The 21,049-nt window shown below is 38.2% G+C and carries 19 protein-coding genes and 1 tRNA gene; 10 read left to right on the top strand and 10 right to left on the bottom strand.

Annotated features, from left to right (window positions below; genetic code table 11):
* Position 1: 1 nt before the first annotated feature.
* Positions 2–826: a LytR/AlgR family response regulator transcription factor gene (locus tag QUE72_RS09855; RefSeq protein WP_286268735.1), complete on the top strand. Its 825-nt coding sequence runs from the start codon at positions 2–4 to the stop codon at positions 824–826.
* Positions 827–858: 32 nt separating this feature from the next.
* On the opposite strand, the gene QUE72_RS09850 is transcribed toward QUE72_RS09855, so the two are convergent.
* A complete protein-coding gene (locus QUE72_RS09850) occupies positions 859–1,896 on the bottom strand; it encodes an ATP-dependent 6-phosphofructokinase (RefSeq protein ID WP_286268733.1) in 1,038 nt (345 codons plus the stop codon).
* An 81-nt stretch (positions 1,897–1,977) separates the two neighbouring features.
* On the opposite strand from QUE72_RS09850, the gene QUE72_RS09845 reads away from it, so the two are divergent.
* Positions 1,978–2,823: a DUF6279 family lipoprotein gene (locus tag QUE72_RS09845; RefSeq protein WP_286268732.1), complete on the top strand. Its 846-nt coding sequence runs from the start codon at positions 1,978–1,980 to the stop codon at positions 2,821–2,823.
* A gap of 61 nt (positions 2,824–2,884) precedes the next feature.
* Here QUE72_RS09845 and pyk read toward each other — a convergent pair whose 3' ends face one another.
* Both pyk and QUE72_RS09835 read right to left on the bottom strand, forming a co-directional pair.
* The gene (pyk, locus tag QUE72_RS09840) at positions 2,885–4,336 is read right to left on the bottom strand and encodes a pyruvate kinase (RefSeq protein ID WP_074499363.1); all 1,452 of its coding nucleotides are present in this window, start codon (positions 4,334–4,336) and stop codon (positions 2,885–2,887) included.
* A 78-nt stretch (positions 4,337–4,414) separates the two neighbouring features.
* The gene (locus QUE72_RS09835) at positions 4,415–5,263 is read right to left on the bottom strand and encodes a MurR/RpiR family transcriptional regulator (protein ID WP_074499364.1); all 849 of its coding nucleotides are present in this window, start codon (positions 5,261–5,263) and stop codon (positions 4,415–4,417) included.
* A 313-nt stretch (positions 5,264–5,576) separates the two neighbouring features.
* On the opposite strand from QUE72_RS09835, the gene zwf reads away from it, so the two are divergent.
* The 5 genes from zwf to QUE72_RS09810 are packed head-to-tail and all read left to right on the top strand — an operon-like array spanning position 5,577 to position 11,183.
* The gene (zwf, locus tag QUE72_RS09830) at positions 5,577–7,046 is read left to right on the top strand and encodes a glucose-6-phosphate dehydrogenase (protein WP_286268731.1); all 1,470 of its coding nucleotides are present in this window, start codon (positions 5,577–5,579) and stop codon (positions 7,044–7,046) included.
* Positions 7,046–7,738, top strand: coding sequence for a 6-phosphogluconolactonase (gene pgl / locus QUE72_RS09825; protein WP_286268730.1), 693 nt, complete (start codon positions 7,046–7,048; stop codon positions 7,736–7,738). Before zwf ends, pgl begins: the two co-directional genes overlap by 1 nt.
* A gap of 3 nt (positions 7,739–7,741) precedes the next feature.
* Complete coding sequence (gene edd / locus QUE72_RS09820; RefSeq protein WP_286268729.1) at positions 7,742–9,568, top strand: phosphogluconate dehydratase; 1,827 nt, start codon at positions 7,742–7,744, stop codon at positions 9,566–9,568.
* On the top strand, positions 9,565–10,539 hold the full coding sequence (locus QUE72_RS09815) for a glucokinase (protein WP_286268728.1): 975 nt from the start codon (positions 9,565–9,567) through the stop codon (positions 10,537–10,539). The genes edd and QUE72_RS09815 overlap by 4 nt, the downstream gene beginning before the upstream one ends.
* Complete coding sequence (locus QUE72_RS09810) at positions 10,536–11,183, top strand: bifunctional 4-hydroxy-2-oxoglutarate aldolase/2-dehydro-3-deoxy-phosphogluconate aldolase (protein WP_074499369.1); 648 nt, start codon at positions 10,536–10,538, stop codon at positions 11,181–11,183. The genes QUE72_RS09815 and QUE72_RS09810 overlap by 4 nt, the downstream gene beginning before the upstream one ends.
* Before the next feature lie 64 nt (positions 11,184–11,247).
* Here QUE72_RS09810 and QUE72_RS09805 read toward each other — a convergent pair whose 3' ends face one another.
* Positions 11,248–12,240 (bottom strand): 2-hydroxyacid dehydrogenase, encoded by a 993-nt coding sequence (locus QUE72_RS09805; protein WP_286268727.1) that lies wholly within the window; start codon positions 12,238–12,240, stop codon positions 11,248–11,250.
* A gap of 139 nt (positions 12,241–12,379) precedes the next feature.
* Here QUE72_RS09805 and QUE72_RS09800 point away from each other — a divergent pair, with 139 nt between their 5' ends.
* Positions 12,380–14,020, top strand: a complete 1,641-nt coding sequence (locus QUE72_RS09800) for a M28 family metallopeptidase (RefSeq protein WP_286268725.1) — start codon at positions 12,380–12,382, stop codon at positions 14,018–14,020.
* A 72-nt stretch (positions 14,021–14,092) separates the two neighbouring features.
* Here QUE72_RS09800 and QUE72_RS09795 read toward each other — a convergent pair whose 3' ends face one another.
* Complete coding sequence (locus tag QUE72_RS09795; RefSeq protein ID WP_083602070.1) at positions 14,093–16,135, bottom strand: S9 family peptidase; 2,043 nt, start codon at positions 16,133–16,135, stop codon at positions 14,093–14,095.
* A 209-nt stretch (positions 16,136–16,344) separates the two neighbouring features.
* Here QUE72_RS09795 and QUE72_RS09790 point away from each other — a divergent pair, with 209 nt between their 5' ends.
* Entirely contained in the window at positions 16,345–16,794 is a 450-nt protein-coding gene (locus tag QUE72_RS09790; protein ID WP_139302624.1) for a GNAT family N-acetyltransferase, read from the top strand.
* 16 nt (positions 16,795–16,810) lie between these two features.
* Here QUE72_RS09790 and QUE72_RS09785 read toward each other — a convergent pair.
* Positions 16,811–16,887 (bottom strand) — tRNA-Val (locus QUE72_RS09785).
* 135 nt (positions 16,888–17,022) lie between these two features.
* Positions 17,023–18,396: an MATE family efflux transporter gene (locus tag QUE72_RS09780; protein ID WP_286268721.1), complete on the bottom strand. Its 1,374-nt coding sequence runs from the start codon at positions 18,394–18,396 to the stop codon at positions 17,023–17,025.
* 64 nt (positions 18,397–18,460) lie between these two features.
* On the opposite strand from QUE72_RS09780, the gene QUE72_RS09775 reads away from it, so the two are divergent.
* Positions 18,461–19,072, top strand: coding sequence for a riboflavin synthase subunit alpha (locus QUE72_RS09775; protein ID WP_286268720.1), 612 nt, complete (start codon positions 18,461–18,463; stop codon positions 19,070–19,072).
* Positions 19,073–19,082: 10 nt separating this feature from the next.
* Here the strand turns inward: QUE72_RS09775 and QUE72_RS09770 are convergent, their stop codons facing one another.
* The 3 genes from QUE72_RS09770 to QUE72_RS09760 form a co-directional block, all read right to left on the bottom strand.
* Positions 19,083–19,295 carry a CPXCG motif-containing cysteine-rich protein gene (locus tag QUE72_RS09770; protein ID WP_074499374.1) on the bottom strand — a complete coding sequence of 71 codons (213 nt, stop codon included), beginning with the start codon at positions 19,293–19,295 and terminating at the stop codon, positions 19,083–19,085.
* A gap of 149 nt (positions 19,296–19,444) precedes the next feature.
* A complete protein-coding gene (locus QUE72_RS09765) occupies positions 19,445–20,311 on the bottom strand; it encodes a fructosamine kinase family protein (protein WP_286268719.1) in 867 nt (288 codons plus the stop codon).
* A gap of 41 nt (positions 20,312–20,352) precedes the next feature.
* A complete protein-coding gene (locus tag QUE72_RS09760; protein WP_286268718.1) occupies positions 20,353–20,973 on the bottom strand; it encodes an SRPBCC family protein in 621 nt (206 codons plus the stop codon).
* Positions 20,974–21,049 lie beyond the last annotated feature (76 nt).

The following is a 21,049-nucleotide window of genomic DNA, read 5'->3' as shown; positions in this document are numbered from 1 at the left end:
AATGGGCAAAAAATTATCTACCATCATTGTTGATGATGAAGCACTAGCTAGAAAGGGTCTAGCTGTTAGATTACAGTCACATGATGATATCGACATTGTGATGGAGTGTAGTAACGGTAGAGAAGCGATTGAAGCGGTTAGAGCTTATCAACCTGATCTGATGTTTCTAGATATACAGATGCCAGGCTTAGATGGTTTTGAAGTAATGCAGGCATTGTTAGAGCAAGATTTGACCTTACCCGTAGTGGTGTTTGTTACTGCCTTTGATCAATACGCATTAAAAGCGTTTGATGTTCATGCTCAAGATTATTTAATGAAACCAGCAGATGAAGAGCGTCTTGCACAAACACTGGATAGAGTAAGAAGTAATTTATCAAGCTCAGAGCATGCCGTTCACATTGAAAAACTTGTCAAGCTTGTCAGTGATGTTACTGGCCACGATAGTCAAGATATTATAAATGATCTAGCAAACAATAACCCTGTTACCGTATCACATTTTTCAGACGTACTTGCTATAAAAGACGGCGGTGAAGTCAGCCGGGTACCCGTTAAAGAGATACTATGGATTGACGCTGCTGGTGATTATATGTGTGTTCACACAAATAGCGAGACACATATTTTACGTAAAACCATGAAGCAACTTGAAGAGAGTTTAGATCCGCGGTTATTTATTCGAAGCCATCGCTCAACCATTGTAAATAAAAATTATGTTGATAAATTTTGCAGTCAATTAAATGGAGAATATTATCTAGTGATGACTAATGGTAAAGAACTAAAGGTTAGTCGCAGCTATAAAGAAAAGGTTAAACAATCAATTACCTCCTGAAATGACATTGACTTAATCCAATTGAATGTTTTCTAAGTATCCGTTTGAGCAGTCATAGCTAAGATATTTTGTTGCGCATCAACTAATGACTGACTCACTTGTTTCTGATGGAGTGTTGTTTGAGTTAATGGTATGGACACCATGGCGTTATTTTGTTCGCCGATCATCACTTCCGTTTGTTGCTGCATAATTGCTTGAATAGCTGCTACGCCCATTTTTGTTGCCAATATTCTATCTTTAGCGACAGGTGAACCACCTCGTTGTATATAACCAAGTGTACAAAGTGTGCAATCGACTCCTGATAACGCTGAAAGTTCGTCAGCGAAAACTTGGCTGCCACCAGGCCATAAATTTTCAGCCATAACAATTAAATAACTGGCTTGATTGACAACAATAGACTGTTGAATGTTATCGGCTAGTTTATTTAGCGTTAATCGCTTTTCTGAGGGGTGAAAGTTTTCAAAAGATATCACTTGTTCAGCAGCACATGATATTCCAACATTAAAGGTAATATGGCCGCTTTTACGCCCCATTAGCTCAACAATGAAAACGCGATCAAATGCATTCGCGGTATCACGTATTTTATCTATGGCGTCAATTGCTGTATTCACTGCTGTTGAAAAGCCAATAGTGTAGTCTGTACCATCTATATCATTGTCGATGGTGCCAGGAATTCCAATTGTTTGTCCTTGCCAGTGCTTTTGAATAGCTTGTAATCCACAGAAAGAGCCGTCGCCACCGATAACGATTAAGGCGTCAATTTTATTTTGTTTCAACGTATCAACCGCTTTATCAACGCCGCTTTTTTCGGTCATGGCTTTGCAACGTGCACTTTTTAGAATAGTGCCACCTAACCGTATTATACCTTGAACATCATCAAGGCTCAGCAAGCTACATTCGTTATCTATTAAGCCGTTATATCCGTGGTGAAAACCGGTAACGTTAATGTTATTAGCGGCAGCAGCGAGTACAACCGCTCGTATTGCTGCATTCATGCCTGGAGCATCACCGCCGCTGGTAAGCAAACCAACATGTATTGTATTGCTTTTTTGTTTATTTATTGCAGACATGGGTGGTTACATTCATACTTTGCATTGATTTTTTAATACGTTAACCTAATTTTATACAAGATTCACAGGAAGAAAACTAAGATGCAATTAAAAGGTAAGATTTTTATTATTTTATTTGTTGGTTTATTAACAGGTTGTAGTACTACGTTTATGTATAACCACCTTGATTGGTGGGTAGGTTGGTATCTTGATGATTACGTGGATTTAACCCGAGATCAGCAAAGAAATTTCGATCTAAAATTTGAAGAACTACACCAGTGGCATCGTGATACACAGCTAAATCAGTATAAAGAGCAATTAACACAATTTAAATCACAAATATCCGCAGGTATTAGCAAAGAAGATTTAGCTGAACATCAAGAAAAAATAACGGGCCATTGGCAAGTGTTAATGCGAAAAGTCGCTCCTGAAGTTGCACAACTTTCTCTACAATTAAGCAAACAACAAAGAGAGTCGCTTGTTGATAATATTAAAAAGATCCGCCAAAAACGCATTGATGATCATGAAAATTTAAGTAGAGAAGAGTGGTTAGAAGCGAGAGAAAAGGAAAAAATTGCAGATCTAAAAGAGTGGGTAGGAAAACTAACAAGTACACAAAAGCAGAAAATTCACCAGTTAGTTAAAGGCTTTCAGAGTGAACGAGAGTATTGGTTAGCTTATCGAACCTCTTGGCAACAATCTTTTTTTACACTGTTAACACCTGAACAATTAGATCAAAGCTATGTAGACGCCTTTACTGATCTGATGATAAACGGGAGAAAACGTTTAAGGAGTGAAGAATTTCTTGAACTTAATAAACAAAATGATGCGATAAGTCATGAGATAACGGTACATGTATTGAACACGTTAACAGCTAAGCAGCGTAAGAAATTAACGAAAAAGCTAGATGATTTAATTGAAGATTTAACTGAATTAGTTGAAGATTAAGGCTCCAGACAATAAAAAAGGTAGCATTTTTGCTACCTTTCCAAATGTAATTAATGATTAATTAGCTTAATAAGGCTTTAGTAACCGTAAGAACTTTAAGCGTATTCGTGGCACCTACAGTTTCCATTAAATCGCCGTGAGTGAAAATAACTTTATCACCTTCGGTTAAATCTGAACGTTTTATCACTGCTTTTAACACATCATTTGAAAGGGAATCATTGTTACTTGATGTTGAATCAAATTCTAATGGATAAACACCGCGATAAATGGCACTTTTATTTAACGTTTTTTGATGGCGTGACAATGCATAAATAGGTAAGCCAGAGGTTATTCTCGACATTAATTTTGCGGTTTGTCCTGACTCTGTCAATGCAATAATCGCTTTAACACCATTTAAATGGTTAGCTGCATACATTGCTGATAGTGCAATTGTTTCAGATACTTCATTAAACATGAGTTCTAAACGATGCTTTGATGTATTTACCGAACGATGTTGTTCAGCACCAATACAAACATTTGACATTGCAGTAACGGTTTCCACAGGGTATTTACCCGCAGCTGTTTCCGCTGAGAGCATTACTGCATCAGTACCGTCTAATACGGCGTTAGACACATCCATCACCTCAGCACGCGTTGGCATTGGTTGTGTGATCATGGTTTCCATCATTTGCGTTGCAGTGATCACAGCACGGTTTAATTGGCGTGAACGGGCGATAATATGTTTTTGTTTTCCAACAAGGGCCGCGTCACCAATTTCAACACCTAAATCACCACGTGCAACCATTACTACATCTGAAGCTAATATAATATCATCTAAAGTTTTATCATTGTTTACAGCTTCAGCACGTTCAATTTTTGACACTAAACGGGCATTACAGTTTGCTTCTTGCGCTAATAAACGGGCTTCTCGCATATCTGATGCGTCACGCGGAAAAGAAACCGCTAAGAAGTCAACATCAATCTTTGCAGCTGTTTTAATATCGGCTTTATCTTTGTCAGTTAGTGCTGGTGCTGTTAAGCCACCGCCTTGACGATTTATACCTTTATTATTAGATAATGGGCCACCCACGGTAACTTCTGTGAATACCGAGTGCTCATTTACACTTAATACTTTCAGCTGAACACGGCCATCATCTAGTAATAAAATATCACCTTGGGTAACATCTTTCGGTAAATTTTTATAATCTATTCCGACTTTTTCCTGACAACCTTCACCTTTAGCTAACGTTGCATCAAGTTCGAATTTATCGCCAACGCTAAGTTCGATAGGACCATTTTTAAAAGTGGAAACACGAATTTTAGGCCCTTGTAAATCTCCTAAAATACCGACATAAATGCCTAACTCTTTTGCTAATTCTCGCACCGTATTAGCCCGCTGTATGTGATCATCAGCAGTACCATGAGAAAAGTTTAAACGAACAACGTTGACACCTGCAGCGAGCACTTTCTTCAACGTTTCTCTATCTTCAGTTGCAGGACCTAAGGTCGCAACAATTTTCGTTCTTCTAGGCATTTTAATCCTTATTAAATTGCATATAAATATAAACAGTAAAGGGTCTTTCGACCCTTATATATTAATGATTAACTGTTGTTAGTCTCTGCGCTCAAATCTTGAGCTTCTTAAACTATCTTTTACTTTCTTCAAGTTATCTCTAAATTTAGTACCACGGCGTAAAGTAAAGCCAGTAGCAAGAATATCGATTAACGCTAGCTGTGCGATGCGTGAAGACATAGGCATATATAAATCAGTGTCTTCAGCAACATCTACTGATAACACAATGCTACATTCTTTCGCTAGCGGAGTACCTTCTGTGGTAATGCCGATAACCGTTGCATCGTTTTCTTTCGCTAAGCTTGCTACTTCCACGAGAGATTTTGTTCTGCCAGTATGCGAAATCAAAACAACGACATCACCTTGCTGACTATTTATCGCACTCATTCGTTGCATTAATATGTCGTCGAAGTAAGCAACAGGCACATTGAAACGAAAAAACTTATTTAAAGCGTCGTGGGCAACAACCGCTGATGCGCCTAGGCCGAAGAATGAAATTTTGTTTGCTTGTGTTAATAAATCGACAGCTCTGTTTAACGTGCCGGTATTTAAACTTTTACGAGCAAGCTCTAAACTGGCCATGGTTGATTCAAAGATTTTTGCCGTGTATTCATCGGCACTGTCATTTTCATCAACATGTCGGTTTACATATGGCGTACCATTTGCCAAGCTTTGTGCTAAATGTAATTTGAAGTCTGGGTAACCTTTCGTATCTAAACGACGACAAAAGCGATTCACTGTAGGTTCACTAATGTTGGCTTGTTTAGCCAACGCTGCGATACTGGCGTGTATTACGGTGCTAGGAGAAGACAATATCACTTCAGCAACTTTACGTTCTGATTTACTGAATGTGTCTAGTTCATTGGTAATTTTTTCTAATATATTCATGTATTAGTACCCTAGATCTTTTAACATAGTACCCTAGATCTTTTTATTGGCTGTAATTAATTTTCTGTGTTGAAAACAGTAAATATGAAAATTTATTTCATTTTGCATTACAATATAAAACAAAATGGTAATTTTTTGCAAATGTTTAATACTATAAAACAGACTTTACTGATTGCAGCGCCTAAATATTTCGAACATTTTTAAATTTGTAGTAAAATTACAAAAAGTTCTTTACTGAGCGTTCAACAAACGCTAAATTATGAGCAAATGTAGTTTAGTTACAATGACAAGATAAAATTAGAGAATTATCCCTATGAAAAATACTGAACAACAGTCGGCTAGTGAAATTGTACTTTTCGGTGCGCTTGGCGACTTATCTCGCCGCAAACTATTACCTGCGCTATATCAATTAGATCACGTTGGCTTGTTAAATGATAAAAGTCGAATTGTCGGCGTTGCGCGACAAGATATTTCATTAACGGAGTTTAACGACTTTGTGTTGGAAAATTTAACCACTTTTGTCAAAGAGGGATTAGATGAAACCACGTTAGCAAGATTCAAAGCTCGCTTGGTTTATCAACAATTAGATTTTAAACAAACTGATAGTTACAGTGCACTTGCTGACACCTTATCTGGCGGTCATAAAACCCGTATTTACTACTTTTCAACGCCACCAGCGATTTATGGTGATATTACTGACGGACTCAAGAAAGCGGGCTTAGTAACAGAAGCAGATCGGGTTGTTATGGAAAAACCTATTGGCCATTGTCTTGAATCATCAAAGGTCATTAATGACCAAGTTTCTCGCTATTTTAATGAAAATCAAATTTACCGTATCGATCATTATCTTGGTAAAGAAACCGTTCTGAACTTATTGGTGCTTCGCTTTGCAAATTCTTTATTTACCACCAATTGGGATCGTAATTGTATTGATCACGTACAAATCACTGTTGCTGAAAGTGTCGGTATAGAAGGGCGCTGGGGCTTTTATGATGAAGCAGGGCAAATGCGTGATATGGTACAAAACCATTTATTACAAATTTTGTCATTATTAGCAATGGAACCACCGGCAGATTTAAGTGCCGATAGTATTCGTGATGAAAAACTCAAAGTCATTAAAGCGCTTGTGCCGATCTCTCGCCAAAACGTAAAAGATACAACGGTACGCGGCCAATATTCAGATGGCTTTTTAAATGGTGGCCCAGTACCGGGCTATTTAAACGAAGACGGTGCAAACGAAAACAGCAATACAGAAACATTTGTTGCCATTAAAGCTGAAATTGATAACTGGCGTTGGTCAGGCGTCCCTTTTTATCTTCGTACCGGCAAAAGAATGCCTGCGAAGCACAGTGAAATTGTTGTGCATTTTAAACCTCAGCCACATAACATTTTTAAAGAAAGCCATGCTGATTTACCGGCAAACAAGTTAACGATACGTCTTCAACCTGATGAAGGTGTTGAGTTACAAATGATGAATAAAATCCCTGGTATTGCATCACAACTTAATATCCATGAAAACAAGCTTGATTTGAGTTTCTCTAAAATTTACCAGGATCAACGTGTGGTTGATGCTTATGAACGTTTGATGCTTGAAGTGATTAACGGTAATCAATCATTATTCGTACGTCGTGATGAAGTAGAGGCTGCTTGGACATGGGCTGACGGTATTATCGAAGCGTGGCAGTCTACTAATGAGGCACCAAAACCCTATGCTGCGGGTTCTTGGGGACCAGTTTCTTCAATTTCATTGATCGCACGTGACGATCGCCAATGGGTAGAATAATGCATCAAATAAACGAATTTAATACAAGAGAAGAGTTAGACATCGCCCTTGCAAACAAAGTGGCGAATATTTTAGCGGATGCTGTAGCACTCAATGGTCGTGCAAGTATTGCAGTGTCTGGTGGTTCAACACCGAAAGGTTTTTTTCAAGCGTTATCTAATAAAGAGTTACCTTGGACAGATATCACCGTGACTCTCGCGGATGAACGATGGGTAAACATTGATAATGAATCAAGTAATACGCGGTTAGTGCATGAAAACTTACTGCAAAACAACGCGGTAAACGCTAAGTTTTTTCATTTGAAACAAGGTGAAAACTTAACACAAGAAACACTTGCTGATCTTAATTTAGCGGCGAAAAGTGCATTACTCCCACTTGATGTATTGATATTAGGTATGGGAGAAGATGGCCACACAGCCTCTTTGTTCCCGTGTAGTGAGCAGATTGATGAATGTTTATCGTCGACAACTGCACCACTATTGAAAGTAAAGCCTACGTCAGCACCTTATGAGCGTATTTCGTTTAGTTTCGCGTATTTAAAGCCAAGCAAAAATACTATTTTGCATATTAGTGGTTTAAATAAAAAATCGGTGTTGGAAAAAGCACTATCTGAGCAAGATAGACGTGAAATGCCAATTAGGGCATTTTTGCACGACCCAGAAATTAACACTCAAGTGTATTGGGCGGAGTAACTGATGAATAAACAAGTTTTAGCGATCACAGATCGTATTATTGAGCGCAGTAAAGAGACGCGTGCAGCCTATTTGAAAAAAATAGAACATGAGAAAGCTACCACGGTTCATCGTGCTAATTTATCTTGTGGTAATTTAGCACATGGTTTTGCTGCATGTAGCAAGCAAGAGAAAGATGTTTTACGTGGCATAAACCATTCTGATATTGCTATTGTGTCGGCATATAATGATATGCTTTCTGCTCACCAACCTTATGAAAAATACCCTGAGGTTATTAAAGAAGCGGTTGCTGAAACCGGTGGTGTTGCGCAATTTGCTGGTGGTGTACCTGCTATGTGCGATGGCGTTACCCAAGGTCAGCCAGGCATGGATCTAAGCTTGATGAGCCGTGACGTTATTGCAATGTCTAGCGCAGTTGCGTTATCGCATAATATGTTTGATGGCGCATTAATGCTGGGCATTTGCGATAAAATCGTACCCGGGTTATTAATTGCTTCAATGACGTTTGGTCACTTACCTACGGTATTTGTTCCAGCAGGTCCAATGCCTTCTGGTATTCCAAATAAAGAAAAAGCACGTGTACGTCAGCAATTTGCTAAAGGCGAAATTGGCGAAGACGAGTTACTTGAAGCTGAATCTGCGTCATATCATACCGCAGGTACTTGTACTTTCTTCGGTACAGCAAACTCTAATCAACTTGTTGTAGAAGTGATGGGGTTACATTTACCAGGAGCTTCTTTTATTCCGCCAAATACGCAATTACGTGAAGAATTAACAAAAGCTGCCGCTCGCCAAGTGACACGTTTGACTCAACAGTCAGGTAATTATATGCCTGTTGGCAAAATGATTAATGAAAAATCTATTGTTAATGCCATTGTTGCGTTATTAGCAACAGGTGGTTCAACAAACTTAACGATGCACATTATTGCTTTTGCACGCGCTGCGGGCATTATTATTAACTTCCAAGATTTTAATGACTTATCAAATGCAGTACCGTTAATAACGCGTATTTATCCAAATGGACATGCAGACGTTAATCACTTTCAACAATCAGGCGGTATGGCGTTATTGTTTAAAGAACTGTTAGGTGCGGGATTATTGCACCCTGATGTTGAAACCATTTGTGGACCGGGCTTAGAGCGTTACACCAAACAACCTGAAATAGTTGATGGTAAATTGCAATGGGTTGACAGCACTGATGTTTCAGGTGATCCAGAAGTCATTGCTACCACTAAAGCACCATTCAAACCGGATGGCGGTTTAAAAGTATTGAAAGGTAATTTAGGTACCTCTGTACTAAAAACTTCTTCATTACGTGAAGGTAGTTTTGTGATCAAAGCACCAGCGGTTGTATTTGAAGATCAGCATGAACTAGATGCTGCTTTCAAAGCGGGTGAACTTGAGAAAGACTTTGTTGCTGTTGTAAGGTTCCAAGGCCCTAAAGCTAGAGGTATGCCTGAGCTTCATAAATTAACACCACCTTTAGGTGTACTCCAAGATAAAGGTTTCAAAGTTGCGTTGGTTACTGATGGCCGTATGTCCGGTGCATCAGGTAAAGTTCCTGCCGCTATCCATTTATGCCCTGAGGCATTAGATGGTGGCACTATCGCTAAAATTCAAAATGGTGATATGTTGCTTGTTGACGGTGAAAAAGGTGAATTAACCTTATTAGTTGATGATGCCGAACTTACACAACGTGAAAACGCAACATTCCAAGTAAATGGCCATCACCAAGGTATGGGGCGTGAATTATTCGGCTTTATGCGTCGTAATTTAAGCACTGCTGATACAGGTGCTTGTTCATTATTTGATGAAGGTTCGACGTTATGAGTCAAGCGACCATTAATTTAGTTGCTGATATTGGTGGAACAAATATTCGTCTTGGCATTGCTAGGGCGAATGGAGAAGTTAATGAATTAACGGTTTACCAATGTCGTGAATTCAATAGTTTACAAGCGGTAGTTCGACACTATATTGAAGAAAACCATATCTCGAATAATACGATAAATGCATGTTTTGCTATTGCTTGTCCTGTAGATAAAGACATCATTCAGATGACTAACTTACCTTGGAAATTCTCGGTAAGTGAAATAAAACAAGAACTTAAGTTAAATAAACTCTTGTTAATTAATGATTATACGGCTATCGCATATGCGGTACCGTATTTGAATGATGAGCAAAAAATACAAATTGGCGAAGGCTCAGTTATTGCAAACAAACCCATTTCTATTTGTGGTCCGGGCACAGGGTTAGGCGTTTCTAATGTAGTTCCCGTTAATGATAATTGGTATGCCATTAGCGGCGAAGGCGGGCACGTTGACTTTGCTCCAATTGATGCAATTGAAGTACAAGTATTCGAATATCTTGATAAAAAATACTCTCATGTTTCTTATGAACAATTGTTATCAGGTTTGGGTATTGAACAAATTTATCAAGCATTAAATGAGATTCATCAATCAGGTTTACCTACTCGTTCTGCTAATCAAATATCTGAATTAGGACTTTCTGGTGACTGCCGAATATGTCATCAAACGTTACTACAGTTTTGCAAAATATTAGGAAGTTTTGCTGGTAATTTAGCCTTAACAATGTCGAGTTTTGGTGGCGTTTATATTGCTGGTGGAATTGTGCCACGTTTCATTGAATTTTTTAAACAAAGTGAGTTTAGAAGCCGGTTTGAGAGTAAAGGGCGCTTAAGCTCGTTTAATCACACAATACCAACCTTCGTGATCACTGAATCACAACCGGGAATTTTAGGCGCTTCAGCTTATCTTCGACAACATAATAAAGAGGAATTATGACGTTAGCTAAAAATTGGCAAATTCAGCCAAAAGATCTGTTTGCCCTTGGGCCTGTTGTACCAGTATTAGTGATCAAAAATGTTGAAGATGCATTACCAATCGCTGAAGCTTTATTAGCGGCAGATGTAAAAGTGTTAGAAGTGACACTTCGCACACCAGCAGCACTAGATGTAATAAAAACCATAGCAAAAGAGCTTCCAGAAGCCGTTGTTGGGGCTGGTACTGTAACAAACCGTGAGTTATTACAGCGCTCTGCTGATGCTGGTGCAAAGTTTGCCATCAGCCCAGGGTTAACGAAAGATTTATTACAGGCAGGTAACGAAGGTGATTGTGCGCTAATTCCTGGTATTTCATCTATTTCGGAACTTATGGACGGCATAGATTACGGTTATGATCACTTTAAATTCTTCCCTGCGGAAGCGTCGGGCGGTGTAAAAGCGATTCAATCTATCGGCGGTCCATTCCCTGACATTCGTTTTTGTCCAACAGGTGGCATTAATATCAATAACATTAATAACTACTTAGCGTTACAAAATGTGATGTGTTGTGGCGGTTCTTGGTTAGTGTCAGATGAAATTGTTGCGGCTAAAGATTGGGGTAAAATTACTCAACTGGCTAAAGAGGCATTAGCACACGTTAAGTAATTTAGTGATATATGACGCTAAAAAAAACCAGCAATTTGCTGGTTTTTTTACGTTTAAACTTTACTCAATAAAGCTCATTGCCGGAACGTTCACCCTTTAATAGGCACAGCAAATTATTGATCGTTGTTTTAGCGATGGTTTCAAGGGCTTCTTTAGTGAAAAACCCCTGATGACCTGTAATCAATACGTTTGGAAATGATAGTAAACGTTCAAAAATATCATCATCGATAATGGTTTCTGATAGATCTTCAAAAAATATTTCGCTTTCTAATTCATAGACATCAAGCCCAAGAAAACTGATTTTTTGTGATTTTAGCCCGCTGATCAATGCTCGGCTATCCATTAAAGCTCCACGACTGGTATTTATTAACATTACACCATTTTTCATTTGTGCGATGGTGTGTGTATTGATGAGGTGTTTTGTTTCCTCGTTTAATGGGCAATGTAAACTAATAATGTCAGCGTTGGTCAAAATTTCATTAAATGAGACATATTTTGCTCCTAATTGTGTTATTTCTTCACTAGGGCAAGGATCACAACATAATACCTGACAACCAAAACCTTTAAGTATCTTAATGGTGGCTTTTCCAATGTTACCTGTTCCTATAATACCAACGGTTTTCTGATGTAAATTGAACCCCATTAAACCATCTAAGGCAAAGTTACCTTCACGCACTCTATTGTAGGCTTTATGATACTTACGGCTTAACGTTAACATAAGCCCAACAGTGTGTTCAGCGACTGCTTCAGGCGAATATTCGGGAACCCTACACAAACTAAAGCCACGTTTTTTCGCACTGGCCAAGTCAATATTGTTAAAGCCTGCACACCTCAGTGCAATAATCTTTATACCCATGGTGTGTAATTTTTCTAATACCTTACTATCCATATCATCATTAACGAAAACACAAACAGCACTTGCACCTTTTGCTAATGATACTGTTTCTTGAGATAACGTAGATGCTATAAATTTAAAGGTAAGTTTATTATCAATATTGAATTTATTAAGGTACTCAATATCATATTTTTTAGTGCTGAAAACAGCTATTTGGTGCATGATTCTTCCTTGTGAATGTTTTAATACCAACTGATTACTACTTTACATCAGAGCAAAGGTTAATTCAGCCAATAGTCTGGTGTTCTAACTCGTTTGTGGCTAAGCTGAGCATTCAAACTCAACGATTAGGATAATAAGAGTGACGATAAAAATAAACACCATGATTGCCGCATGTATTCTCAGTTATTGTACCGTAAGTTATGCAAATGATGACTTCAATAAAGCATACCAATCTTTTGACGAAAAGGAGATAAAAGCAGATATTAAAATCTTATCTTCAGATGCTTTTGAGGGGCGTGAACCTTCTGGCGTTGGTGAAACACTAACAACAGAGATGTTAATAGAGCGTTTTAAATCGCTTGGCTTATCGCCTGGAAATGGTGATAAATATACGCAAGCAGTACCAATGGTAAGTATTACCAGTAAGCCTGAAACGTCGTTAAATATTGCAGATCTACGTTTTGAATTTCCTAAAAACTTTGTTGCAACCTCACGTAAAACACAAAAAAAGATACAGCTTAAAAACTCTGAACTGGTGTTTGTTGGTTATGGTATCAATGCACCAGAATATCAATGGAATGATTATAAAAATGTAGATGTTAAAGGAAAAACAGTCGTTGTTTTAGTCAATGATCCTGGTTTTGCCACGCAAGATCCTAAATTATTTGAAGGCAATACCATGACTTACTATGGTCGTTGGATTTATAAATATGAAGAAGCTGCACGGCAAGGAGCTGCTGGCGCAATAATTGTGCACGAAACAAAACCTGCAAGTTATGGATGGAATGTTATTGAAAGCAGTTGGACTGGTGCGCAATATCACTTACCAGCCAAAGAAGTTAACGAGCCAGCAATTGATGTAGAAATGTGGATCAGTATTGAAAAGGCAAAGGCGTTATTTGCCAAAGCAGGCAAAGACTTCACTGAAATGAAAAAGTACGCTTTGACTAAAAACTTTAAAGCAACGCCACTTAATTTAACAGCCAGTATTCGTTTAAAAAATGAGATTAAATCTTCTACATCAAATAACGTTATTGCAACACTTAAAGGCAGTGAACATCCAGAAGAACATGTACTTTATATGGGACATTGGGATCACTTAGGTAGCTATGTTGATAATGATGGCAAAAAAGTTATTTATAACGGAGCACATGATAATGCTACTGGTACAGCTGGTTTAATGCACATCGCTAAAGCTTATCAAGCATTAGGAAAAGCACCTAAACGTTCTATTACCTTTGCTGCGGTTACGGCGGAAGAACAAGGGCGCTTGGGTTCTCGTTACTTTGCTAACCATCCAACCATTCCGTTAAACCAAATAGTTGGCTTGATTAACATGGACAGTTTAGATGTAACAGGCAAGAAAAAAGACGTTACTGTTGTAGGTTATGGTAAATCTGAACTTGAGAGCTATTTATCTGAAGCAGCTAAAAGACAAGGCAGAACGTTGACTGCGGAACTTACGCCAGAAAGAGGCTATTATTATCGTTCAGATCACTTTAGTTTAGCGAAAAAGGGTGTACCAGCCCTTAGCGCAGGTGGTGGTTCGGTGTGGTTTAACGACTCTGAAAAGCAAATAGGTGACCGTGTTAAAGCCGAGGTAGCAAAATGTTACCATCAAGCCTGTGATGAATATAATGAAGCATGGGGTTGGCAAGGTTTAATCGCTGAGTTGCAATTGTTCTTTGAAACAGGTTATTTATTGGCAGAAACTACTGAATGGCCAAATTGGCGTGAAGGTACAGAGTTTAAAGCATATCGTGACAATATGATGAAATAAAAGTAACTTTTATAGAAAAAAGGGGTTAACAAATACGTTAATCCCTTTTTTTGTGTTTCAGCAGTTAAAACGTTACTTTTGTGCAGGCTTATTCTTGTACTTTTCAAACCAAGCTAAGGTATTTTCAATTTTTGCGATCATGCGTGAAGGCTTTCCTGCAATACCGTGAGGAGCACCAGGTACTTTTACCAACACAGTATCAATTTTTCGTAATTTAAGTGCCTGATAATATTGCTCAGTTTGTGCCATCGGGGTACGAAGATCTTCTTCACCTGTCATTAGTAAAGTAGGGGTTGTTACGTTGCCTACTAATGACATAGGTGAACGTTGCCAGTAATGTTCAACATGCTCCCATGGCATACCTGGAAACTGCGTGGGTATTTGTCGTAAACCACTATCTGCGGTTAATACTTTACTTAACCAGTTGATCACAGGTTTAACTACGGCTGCTGCGGCAAATCTGTCTGTTAAACCAATTGCATATGCTGTGGCAATCCCACCTGCTGAACCGCCTGCAATAAACAAATTGTTTTCATCAATAAAGCCTTTAGCGATCATGGCATCTACACCTGAATTATGATCGGCAAAGTCTTCTTTTGAGCTGTATTTATATTTAAGCAACATAGCAAAGCGTTCGCCGTACGAGCTACTACCACGGTGATTATCATAAAATACCACATAGCCTTGAGCAGCAAAGCGTTGTAGTTCTGCTGAAAAGTGAGGACCATAAGCTAAATGAGGCCCGCCATGAATCTCTAACAATAACGGATACTTCTTTTTAGGGTCAAAGTTTGGTGGAGTAATGTACCAACCTTGTATCTCTTCACCGTCAAACGATGATTTGTAATTGATTTCGTGTACCTTACCTAGGGTTTTATGGGCGAGTAAATCTTCGTTTAGCGCTGTAAGCTGCGAAACTTTACCTTTTGTATTTACCACAGCAACATCACTAGGGCGTTGACTTGTCCCCTTGGTAAAGACAATTTTTCCTGAATCATTGGTATGAAATTCACCACTGATGTAAGGGCGGCCTAATGTGGTTCCTGATAAACTGTCAGTTAGATCAGTAATTTTTCCTTTGGTGGTCATTGTAGCAACTTTTCGTTTGCCAAAATCATCATAGGCAAAAGCTAGCTTACTGTTTGATAGCCATTGTGGGCTTCTTATTGAACGATCAAAATCTTTAGCAACGATTTTCGCTTCTTTTGAAGACCAGTTCATGATGTTAAGTTTGGCATTACGGTATGGATTTAATGCATTCGATGTTGATAAAAATGCTAGCTTCTCTCCGTTATTAGAAAAGCTAGGACCATACTCTTTACCTGGCGCAGAGGTTAGCTGTGTTAAGTTGCCATCTTTTAAGGAAACTGAAAATAAATCTCCTTCTAAGCCTTTATATTCCCAGTCATCTCTTCTATTTGCTGAAAATACAATTTCGTCGCTGGCATCATTCCAAGCCAAGGTGCCTCTATGATGATAATTCCCTTGGGTAAGTTGTCTTGGTGTACCACCATCGGACGGGATAACAAAAATATGACTATAGCCGGGTTTGATTAAACCTCTACCGTCTGCTTGATAATAAGCTTTGTCGATCACAACGACTGGTTTCGCCCATTTAGCGCCTTTTGGTTTTTTCGGCATTTTTGCAAGCTTACTGTTTGGAGCATTTACTTTTTGACTAAACGCCAACCACTTACCGTCAGGTGACCACGTTAAGCTTGAGATGCCTGCCTGTAATTGACTAACCATCGCTGTACGGTTGCTTTCTAAGTAATGAATATGTATTTGGTACTTGCCGCTAATATTACTAATAAATGCTAACTTTTTACCATCAGGTGACCATCGTGGTTGTGAATATTGCTTATCATCAGAAAATAGTGGTTCGTGCATTCCTGATTTAATATTTAATAGCCATAAGTCTCGATTTTTACCATCGGTCATAATGTCATAGGCATTACGAACATATACTGCTGTTTTTCCATCAGGAGATATACGTGGATCAGATGCGTATTCTAATGAGAAAATATCTGTTGAAGTGAACACATCTGCTGCGATTGTCATAAATGGCGTTAACGCGGTAGCTAACAATAATTTGCTAAAGGTTGGCTTTAACATACAAGGTTCCATTATTAATTTTAGTATCTGTTCATTTTAGGGTAAGTTACTTTATTTACACTGTTATTTGTCGTTTTTATTGTTCACCTTACCGACTTTGTTACAATTTTGGTGTACTTAATTTAGTATCCGTGACTACAATTACCGTTTTGCAATTTCAAAAGTAAAGAAAATTTCTCGGTGCTCTTTAACAACTAGTAAGTGAATGTATGAAGATAACAATAAATAAAGCAACAGTGGACGATGCAAATAAAATCGCTCCTTTATTTGACTTATATCGACAATTTTACCAAGAAACCTCTGATATTAATCTCGCGATTGACTTTCTTACAACTCGTTTAAGCAAAGGTGAATCAACCATTTATTTTGCGATTGACGATGCAAACACGGTGCATGGTTTTACCCAGTTATTTCCAAGCTTTTCGTCAATATCTGCACAAGCAACATGGATCTTGAATGACTTATTTGTCATTGAAGAATCAAGAGGTATTGGCATAGGGAAACTGTTATTAGAACGCGCAGAAAAACTTGCGATTAACTCTCATGCCAAAGGAATAGGGCTTGAAACAACGACGGAGAATGTGTCTGCACAAAAATTATATGAATCATTAGGTTATGAAATAGCAGATGGCTATTTACAGTATTTTAAAACGCTATAGAGGATCTTTTAAGAAGTGGTGGGTGCGACTGGATTCGAACCAGCGACCTCTTGCATGTCAAGCAAGCGCTCTAACCAACTGAGCTACGCTCCCACTTTAGCGTTAAAGACGAAGGCTCGTCTTTAACGGAGCGCTATGTTAGCGATCTGATATTCGTCTTGCAAGCGTTTTTAAATGTTTTATCAGTATTTTGTCACTGTTTGCTTAACAATTGCTCATTTTAACACGTTAACTTGTTTGTTTAGCCTCAGTTGCAAACCGCGCCTGCACCACTTTTAAACGCCATCCTAATAAAATAGCAGCGGTTGTTAGTCCGGATATAATTCCAATCCAAAAACCGTAAGGGCCAATAGGTGCTATTATCCAATCAGTTATGCCCAGCACTAAACCTACACTTAAACCTACTATCCAATATGAAACGAAGGTTAAATATAAAATGGCTGTTGTGTCTTTATAGCCGCGTAACGCACCTGCTGCAATGACTTGAATAGCATCTGAAAACTGAAATAGTGTAGCTAATAACATTAAGCTTGCTGCTAATTCAATAACGACTAATTCGTGGCTGTATATTTCCGCAATTTGATACCGAAAAGCAAGTGTAAATAGTGCTGTAAACAAAGCGATTAACAAGCCAAGTGCTATAGAATAGCTACACACTTGCTTTGCTTGTTCAATTTTTTTATTGCCTATTGCTGTACCCACTAAAATAGTAACCGCCATCGCTAGGCTTAACGGGATCATAAAGATAAGACCCGAGAAGTTGATCACAATTTGATGACTTGCCACCGTTTCAGCGCCAAAAGGAGCAAGAATAATGGCAACCACACCAAATAAACTGACTTCAAATAACAAAGATAACGCGATAGGGACACCTAATATAAGGATATATTTAATTTCATGCCAGTTAGGTAAATACAGTTTGTCAAAAATAGGAGCATGCTTTAAATGTTTACTGAAAATGCAATATAAATACATGCTAATACACATTACCCAATAAACAATAGCAGTGGCAATACCACAACCCGCACCACCTAATGCTGGTATGTCTCCATAACCATAAATAAAAATGTAGTTTGCAGGAATGTTAATAATAAGACCAACAATGCTAACAATCATGGTAGGCCGTGTATGCGATAAACCTTCAGAATAATTCCTGAACACCAAATACAAACAAAAGCCTGGGCCGCCCCATACAACATATTCTAAATAATCAAATAACAATTGTTGAAGTTGGGGTTCTAAAGAAACATTTGCTTGAATATAGGGCGCTACACCGTAGTAAAGTGCAATAAGCGCCACTGACATGAAAAATGAAATCCATGCGGTTTGTTGGGTTGCTGCACCAATTTTTTTATAATCATTGGCACCTGATAATTGTGAAACAATAGCGGCAAGTGCCATCACCACACCAGAAATAGTTAAAATAATAGGCAACCAAATGCTACTAGCGACGGCAATTGCTGCCATATCGGTAGAACTTACACGGCCAGCCATAACCGTATCGGCAAAACCCATTAATGTTTGGATTAATTGAGCAATTAAAATAGGGTACGCTAAGGTCATCAACCTTTTAGTATTATCAATAAAGCCTTGAATATGCATTAGTTGTGGTACTTAAAATAACAGGGCGCTAAAATGCGGGAACTTTTATAACGTTGGATCATATATGTTTACTGGCATAGTGCAATCACAAGCTGAAATTATTTCATCAGATGTAAACCACAAGTTAATGAGGTTAATTGTTAAAGGTGAGCTTGAACTCATTGAACAGTTACAACTTGGAGCGAGTATTGCGGTTAATGGCTGCTGTTTAACTGTGGTGAAATTTTTCCAGCAGCAACACAACAGTATTATTCACTTTGATGTAATCGATGAAACGCTAAGATTTACCAATTTAGGTTATTTAAAAATAGGCGATAAAGTAAACATTGAACGTTCATTAAAAGTAGGGGATGAACTTGGCGGCCATATTGTTAGTGGTCATATTCATACCACCGCTTCTTTAAGTCATATCGAACAAACCGCCACCAATTGTTCAATGACATTTAAGTTACCTGTGCAGTGGAAAAAGTTTGTCTTAGCGAAAGGCTTTATCACCATTAATGGTATTAGTTTAACGGTAGGTGACGTTATCGATAATCACTTTACCGTTCACTTGATCCCAGAAACGTTGAGCAGAACAAATTTATCTAGCTTATCAATGGGGGCTTTGGTGAATATTGAATGTGATCAACAAACCATTACCATTGTTAATACCATCGAACGAATGAAGCTTTAACGGTACAAGTTTATTGTTCATCACTATTGATAGCTAATTCAATTTTTTGTCGGTACTCATCAATGTGCATATTCAAATGAATATCATTACAACAAGCTGAGCATTCGTCGTAATAATCTTGATCGCCGGATGTTGGATCAATCGTAACATAAACATGGTGTCCGCAATGAGGGCATTCTATTCGAAGATCTGACACTTTTTGTGGAAGAGAATCATGCGGCATTATATCCCCCCAGATGCTACGCATCGCTTTGTTTGTCTTACTTCTAAGTATGGTCATAAATTTGAAAACTGCTAACTTTCATCATTAGCTTTCTGCAACTTATTTATTAGCGTTTGAATTTACTCACAATTCAATTATTCAAGACAAAATCACGCCATTGATAATATTCGGTTTATACAGGCTTTTGCTTGTTCTACATATACACCACCGAAAATATTTGCATGGTTTAATACATGATATAAATTATAGACATGTTTACGTACACCATAGGCTTCAGGTAAGGGGTAAGTGTCATAATACCCATGATAGAAATCTTCTGGTAAAGCACCGAATAACTCTGTCATCGCTAAATCTGCTTCCCGATCACCATAATAGCTTGCAGGATCAAAAATAACGGGTTGTTCATTAGCAAATCCGATGTTACCTCGCCATAAGTCCCCGTGTAATAAACAAGGTTCAACGTGATGGTTTAAGAGTATTTGATGGCAAGCGTTGGTAATAAAATCAATATCACCAAAGACAATCGATTTTTCATTCAATAATTGTAATTGCCAACCAATGCGTTGCTCAGCAAAAAATTGCCGCCAATTACTGCTCCACCTATTAGGTTGTATAATACTGCCAATAACATTATCTTGCTGCCAGCCAAATTGACCATGGCTTGTTTGCTTATGCATGGTGGCTAATTGCTCACCTAGCCTACGCCAAAGTGCGTTGGACGGTTGATGGAAGTCAATGACATGTAGAACTAAAAAAGCCTTATCAGTCGTCACGCCGGTGGTAATGACAGAAGGACAAGCGATACACTCACTTTCTCTGATTTTATTTAAGTTGTATGCCTCAGCATCAAAATGTTCAAGCCTAGCTTTATCATTCACTTTTACAAAGTAACGTTGTTGTTCACCACTAATTAAAAAGCTTTCGTTGATATCACCGCCAGTAACAGCACTATACTTTTCTATTTTGAAAGAGCTTGATAATGCTTGTTCAATTGATTTAGCAATGCTGTTCCACATAGGCCCCCCCTGTTTACAATATACTTTCAGGGTAAGTATAGTTAACCTGTAAAATGCTGTTGTAACTTTTCGAGTGATTTCCACAAACTTTTTTTAGCCACTTTATTCGCTATCCATGTAGGAATATTACCATTGGCTGATGCTGAAAATTGATAGGTAACCTCTAGCGCTGTAGGTGACAGTTGTTTGATATGCCAACAACCAAAATGCAGTGTCATTAACACGGAACTTTCAGGTAAGGTAATAGGCGTTGGCTTGTTTTCAACCTTAATAACTATGTTGCGCTCAGTGTGTGTTGTGACTGTTGAAGTTGCCTGCATGACACGTGGACTAATAAAGAAACCTCCTGAAAAATAAGTGGTGATCATCGACTGGTTTTTTGCCACTTGAGTAATTTCAACATCTTCAGCGCGCGCTAACCACAATGCGACGCTTTCTTCATGATGTAAAAATTGATAAAAATGGTTAATTTTAGTGGGTAGGATAATCTTAGCTTGCAGTGCGATTGACTTGTTATTTGGCATTCTAGCGGTACTAACAGAGTAATTAGCATTGCTTTGCCAAAGCTGCCAATCTAGGCTGTAATGATAGCCACATGTACTTTGTGAAGAAGCTCCAACAAAAGTACAAAACAATAAGCTTAAACAGGTTAGTAACTTCATAATAATGATCTTAATACTAACACCACGAAAGGACGGGATAATTAATTATCCAAAGCACGATTATACGTTGCATTGT

It is taken from the genome of Thalassotalea hakodatensis (assembly GCF_030295995.1).
GTDB classification, from domain to species: domain Bacteria; phylum Pseudomonadota; class Gammaproteobacteria; order Enterobacterales; family Alteromonadaceae; genus Thalassotalea_C; species Thalassotalea_C hakodatensis.
This window is presented reverse-complemented; position numbering and strand designations above follow the sequence as displayed.

Coding starts and splice junctions, on each gene's coding strand:
- QUE72_RS09855 (WP_286268735.1), top strand. CDS start 2: ATGGGCAAAAAATTATCTACCATCATTGTTGATGATGAAGCACTAGCT.
- QUE72_RS09850 (WP_286268733.1), bottom strand. CDS start 1,896: ATGTCTGCAATAAATAAACAAAAAAGCAATACAATACATGTTGGTTTG.
- QUE72_RS09845 (WP_286268732.1), top strand. CDS start 1,978: ATGCAATTAAAAGGTAAGATTTTTATTATTTTATTTGTTGGTTTATTA.
- pyk (WP_074499363.1), bottom strand. CDS start 4,336: ATGCCTAGAAGAACGAAAATTGTTGCGACCTTAGGTCCTGCAACTGAA.
- QUE72_RS09835 (WP_074499364.1), bottom strand. CDS start 5,263: ATGAATATATTAGAAAAAATTACCAATGAACTAGACACATTCAGTAAA.
- zwf (WP_286268731.1), top strand. CDS start 5,577: ATGAAAAATACTGAACAACAGTCGGCTAGTGAAATTGTACTTTTCGGT.
- pgl (WP_286268730.1), top strand. CDS start 7,046: ATGCATCAAATAAACGAATTTAATACAAGAGAAGAGTTAGACATCGCC.
- edd (WP_286268729.1), top strand. CDS start 7,742: ATGAATAAACAAGTTTTAGCGATCACAGATCGTATTATTGAGCGCAGT.
- QUE72_RS09815 (WP_286268728.1), top strand. CDS start 9,565: ATGAGTCAAGCGACCATTAATTTAGTTGCTGATATTGGTGGAACAAAT.
- QUE72_RS09810 (WP_074499369.1), top strand. CDS start 10,536: ATGACGTTAGCTAAAAATTGGCAAATTCAGCCAAAAGATCTGTTTGCC.
- QUE72_RS09805 (WP_286268727.1), bottom strand. CDS start 12,240: ATGCACCAAATAGCTGTTTTCAGCACTAAAAAATATGATATTGAGTAC.
- QUE72_RS09795 (WP_083602070.1), bottom strand. CDS start 16,135: ATGTTAAAGCCAACCTTTAGCAAATTATTGTTAGCTACCGCGTTAACG.
- QUE72_RS09790 (WP_139302624.1), top strand. CDS start 16,345: ATGAAGATAACAATAAATAAAGCAACAGTGGACGATGCAAATAAAATC.
- QUE72_RS09780 (WP_286268721.1), bottom strand. CDS start 18,396: ATGCATATTCAAGGCTTTATTGATAATACTAAAAGGTTGATGACCTTA.
- QUE72_RS09775 (WP_286268720.1), top strand. CDS start 18,461: ATGTTTACTGGCATAGTGCAATCACAAGCTGAAATTATTTCATCAGAT.
- QUE72_RS09770 (WP_074499374.1), bottom strand. CDS start 19,295: ATGCCGCATGATTCTCTTCCACAAAAAGTGTCAGATCTTCGAATAGAA.
- QUE72_RS09765 (WP_286268719.1), bottom strand. CDS start 20,311: ATGTGGAACAGCATTGCTAAATCAATTGAACAAGCATTATCAAGCTCT.
- QUE72_RS09760 (WP_286268718.1), bottom strand. CDS start 20,973: ATGAAGTTACTAACCTGTTTAAGCTTATTGTTTTGTACTTTTGTTGGA.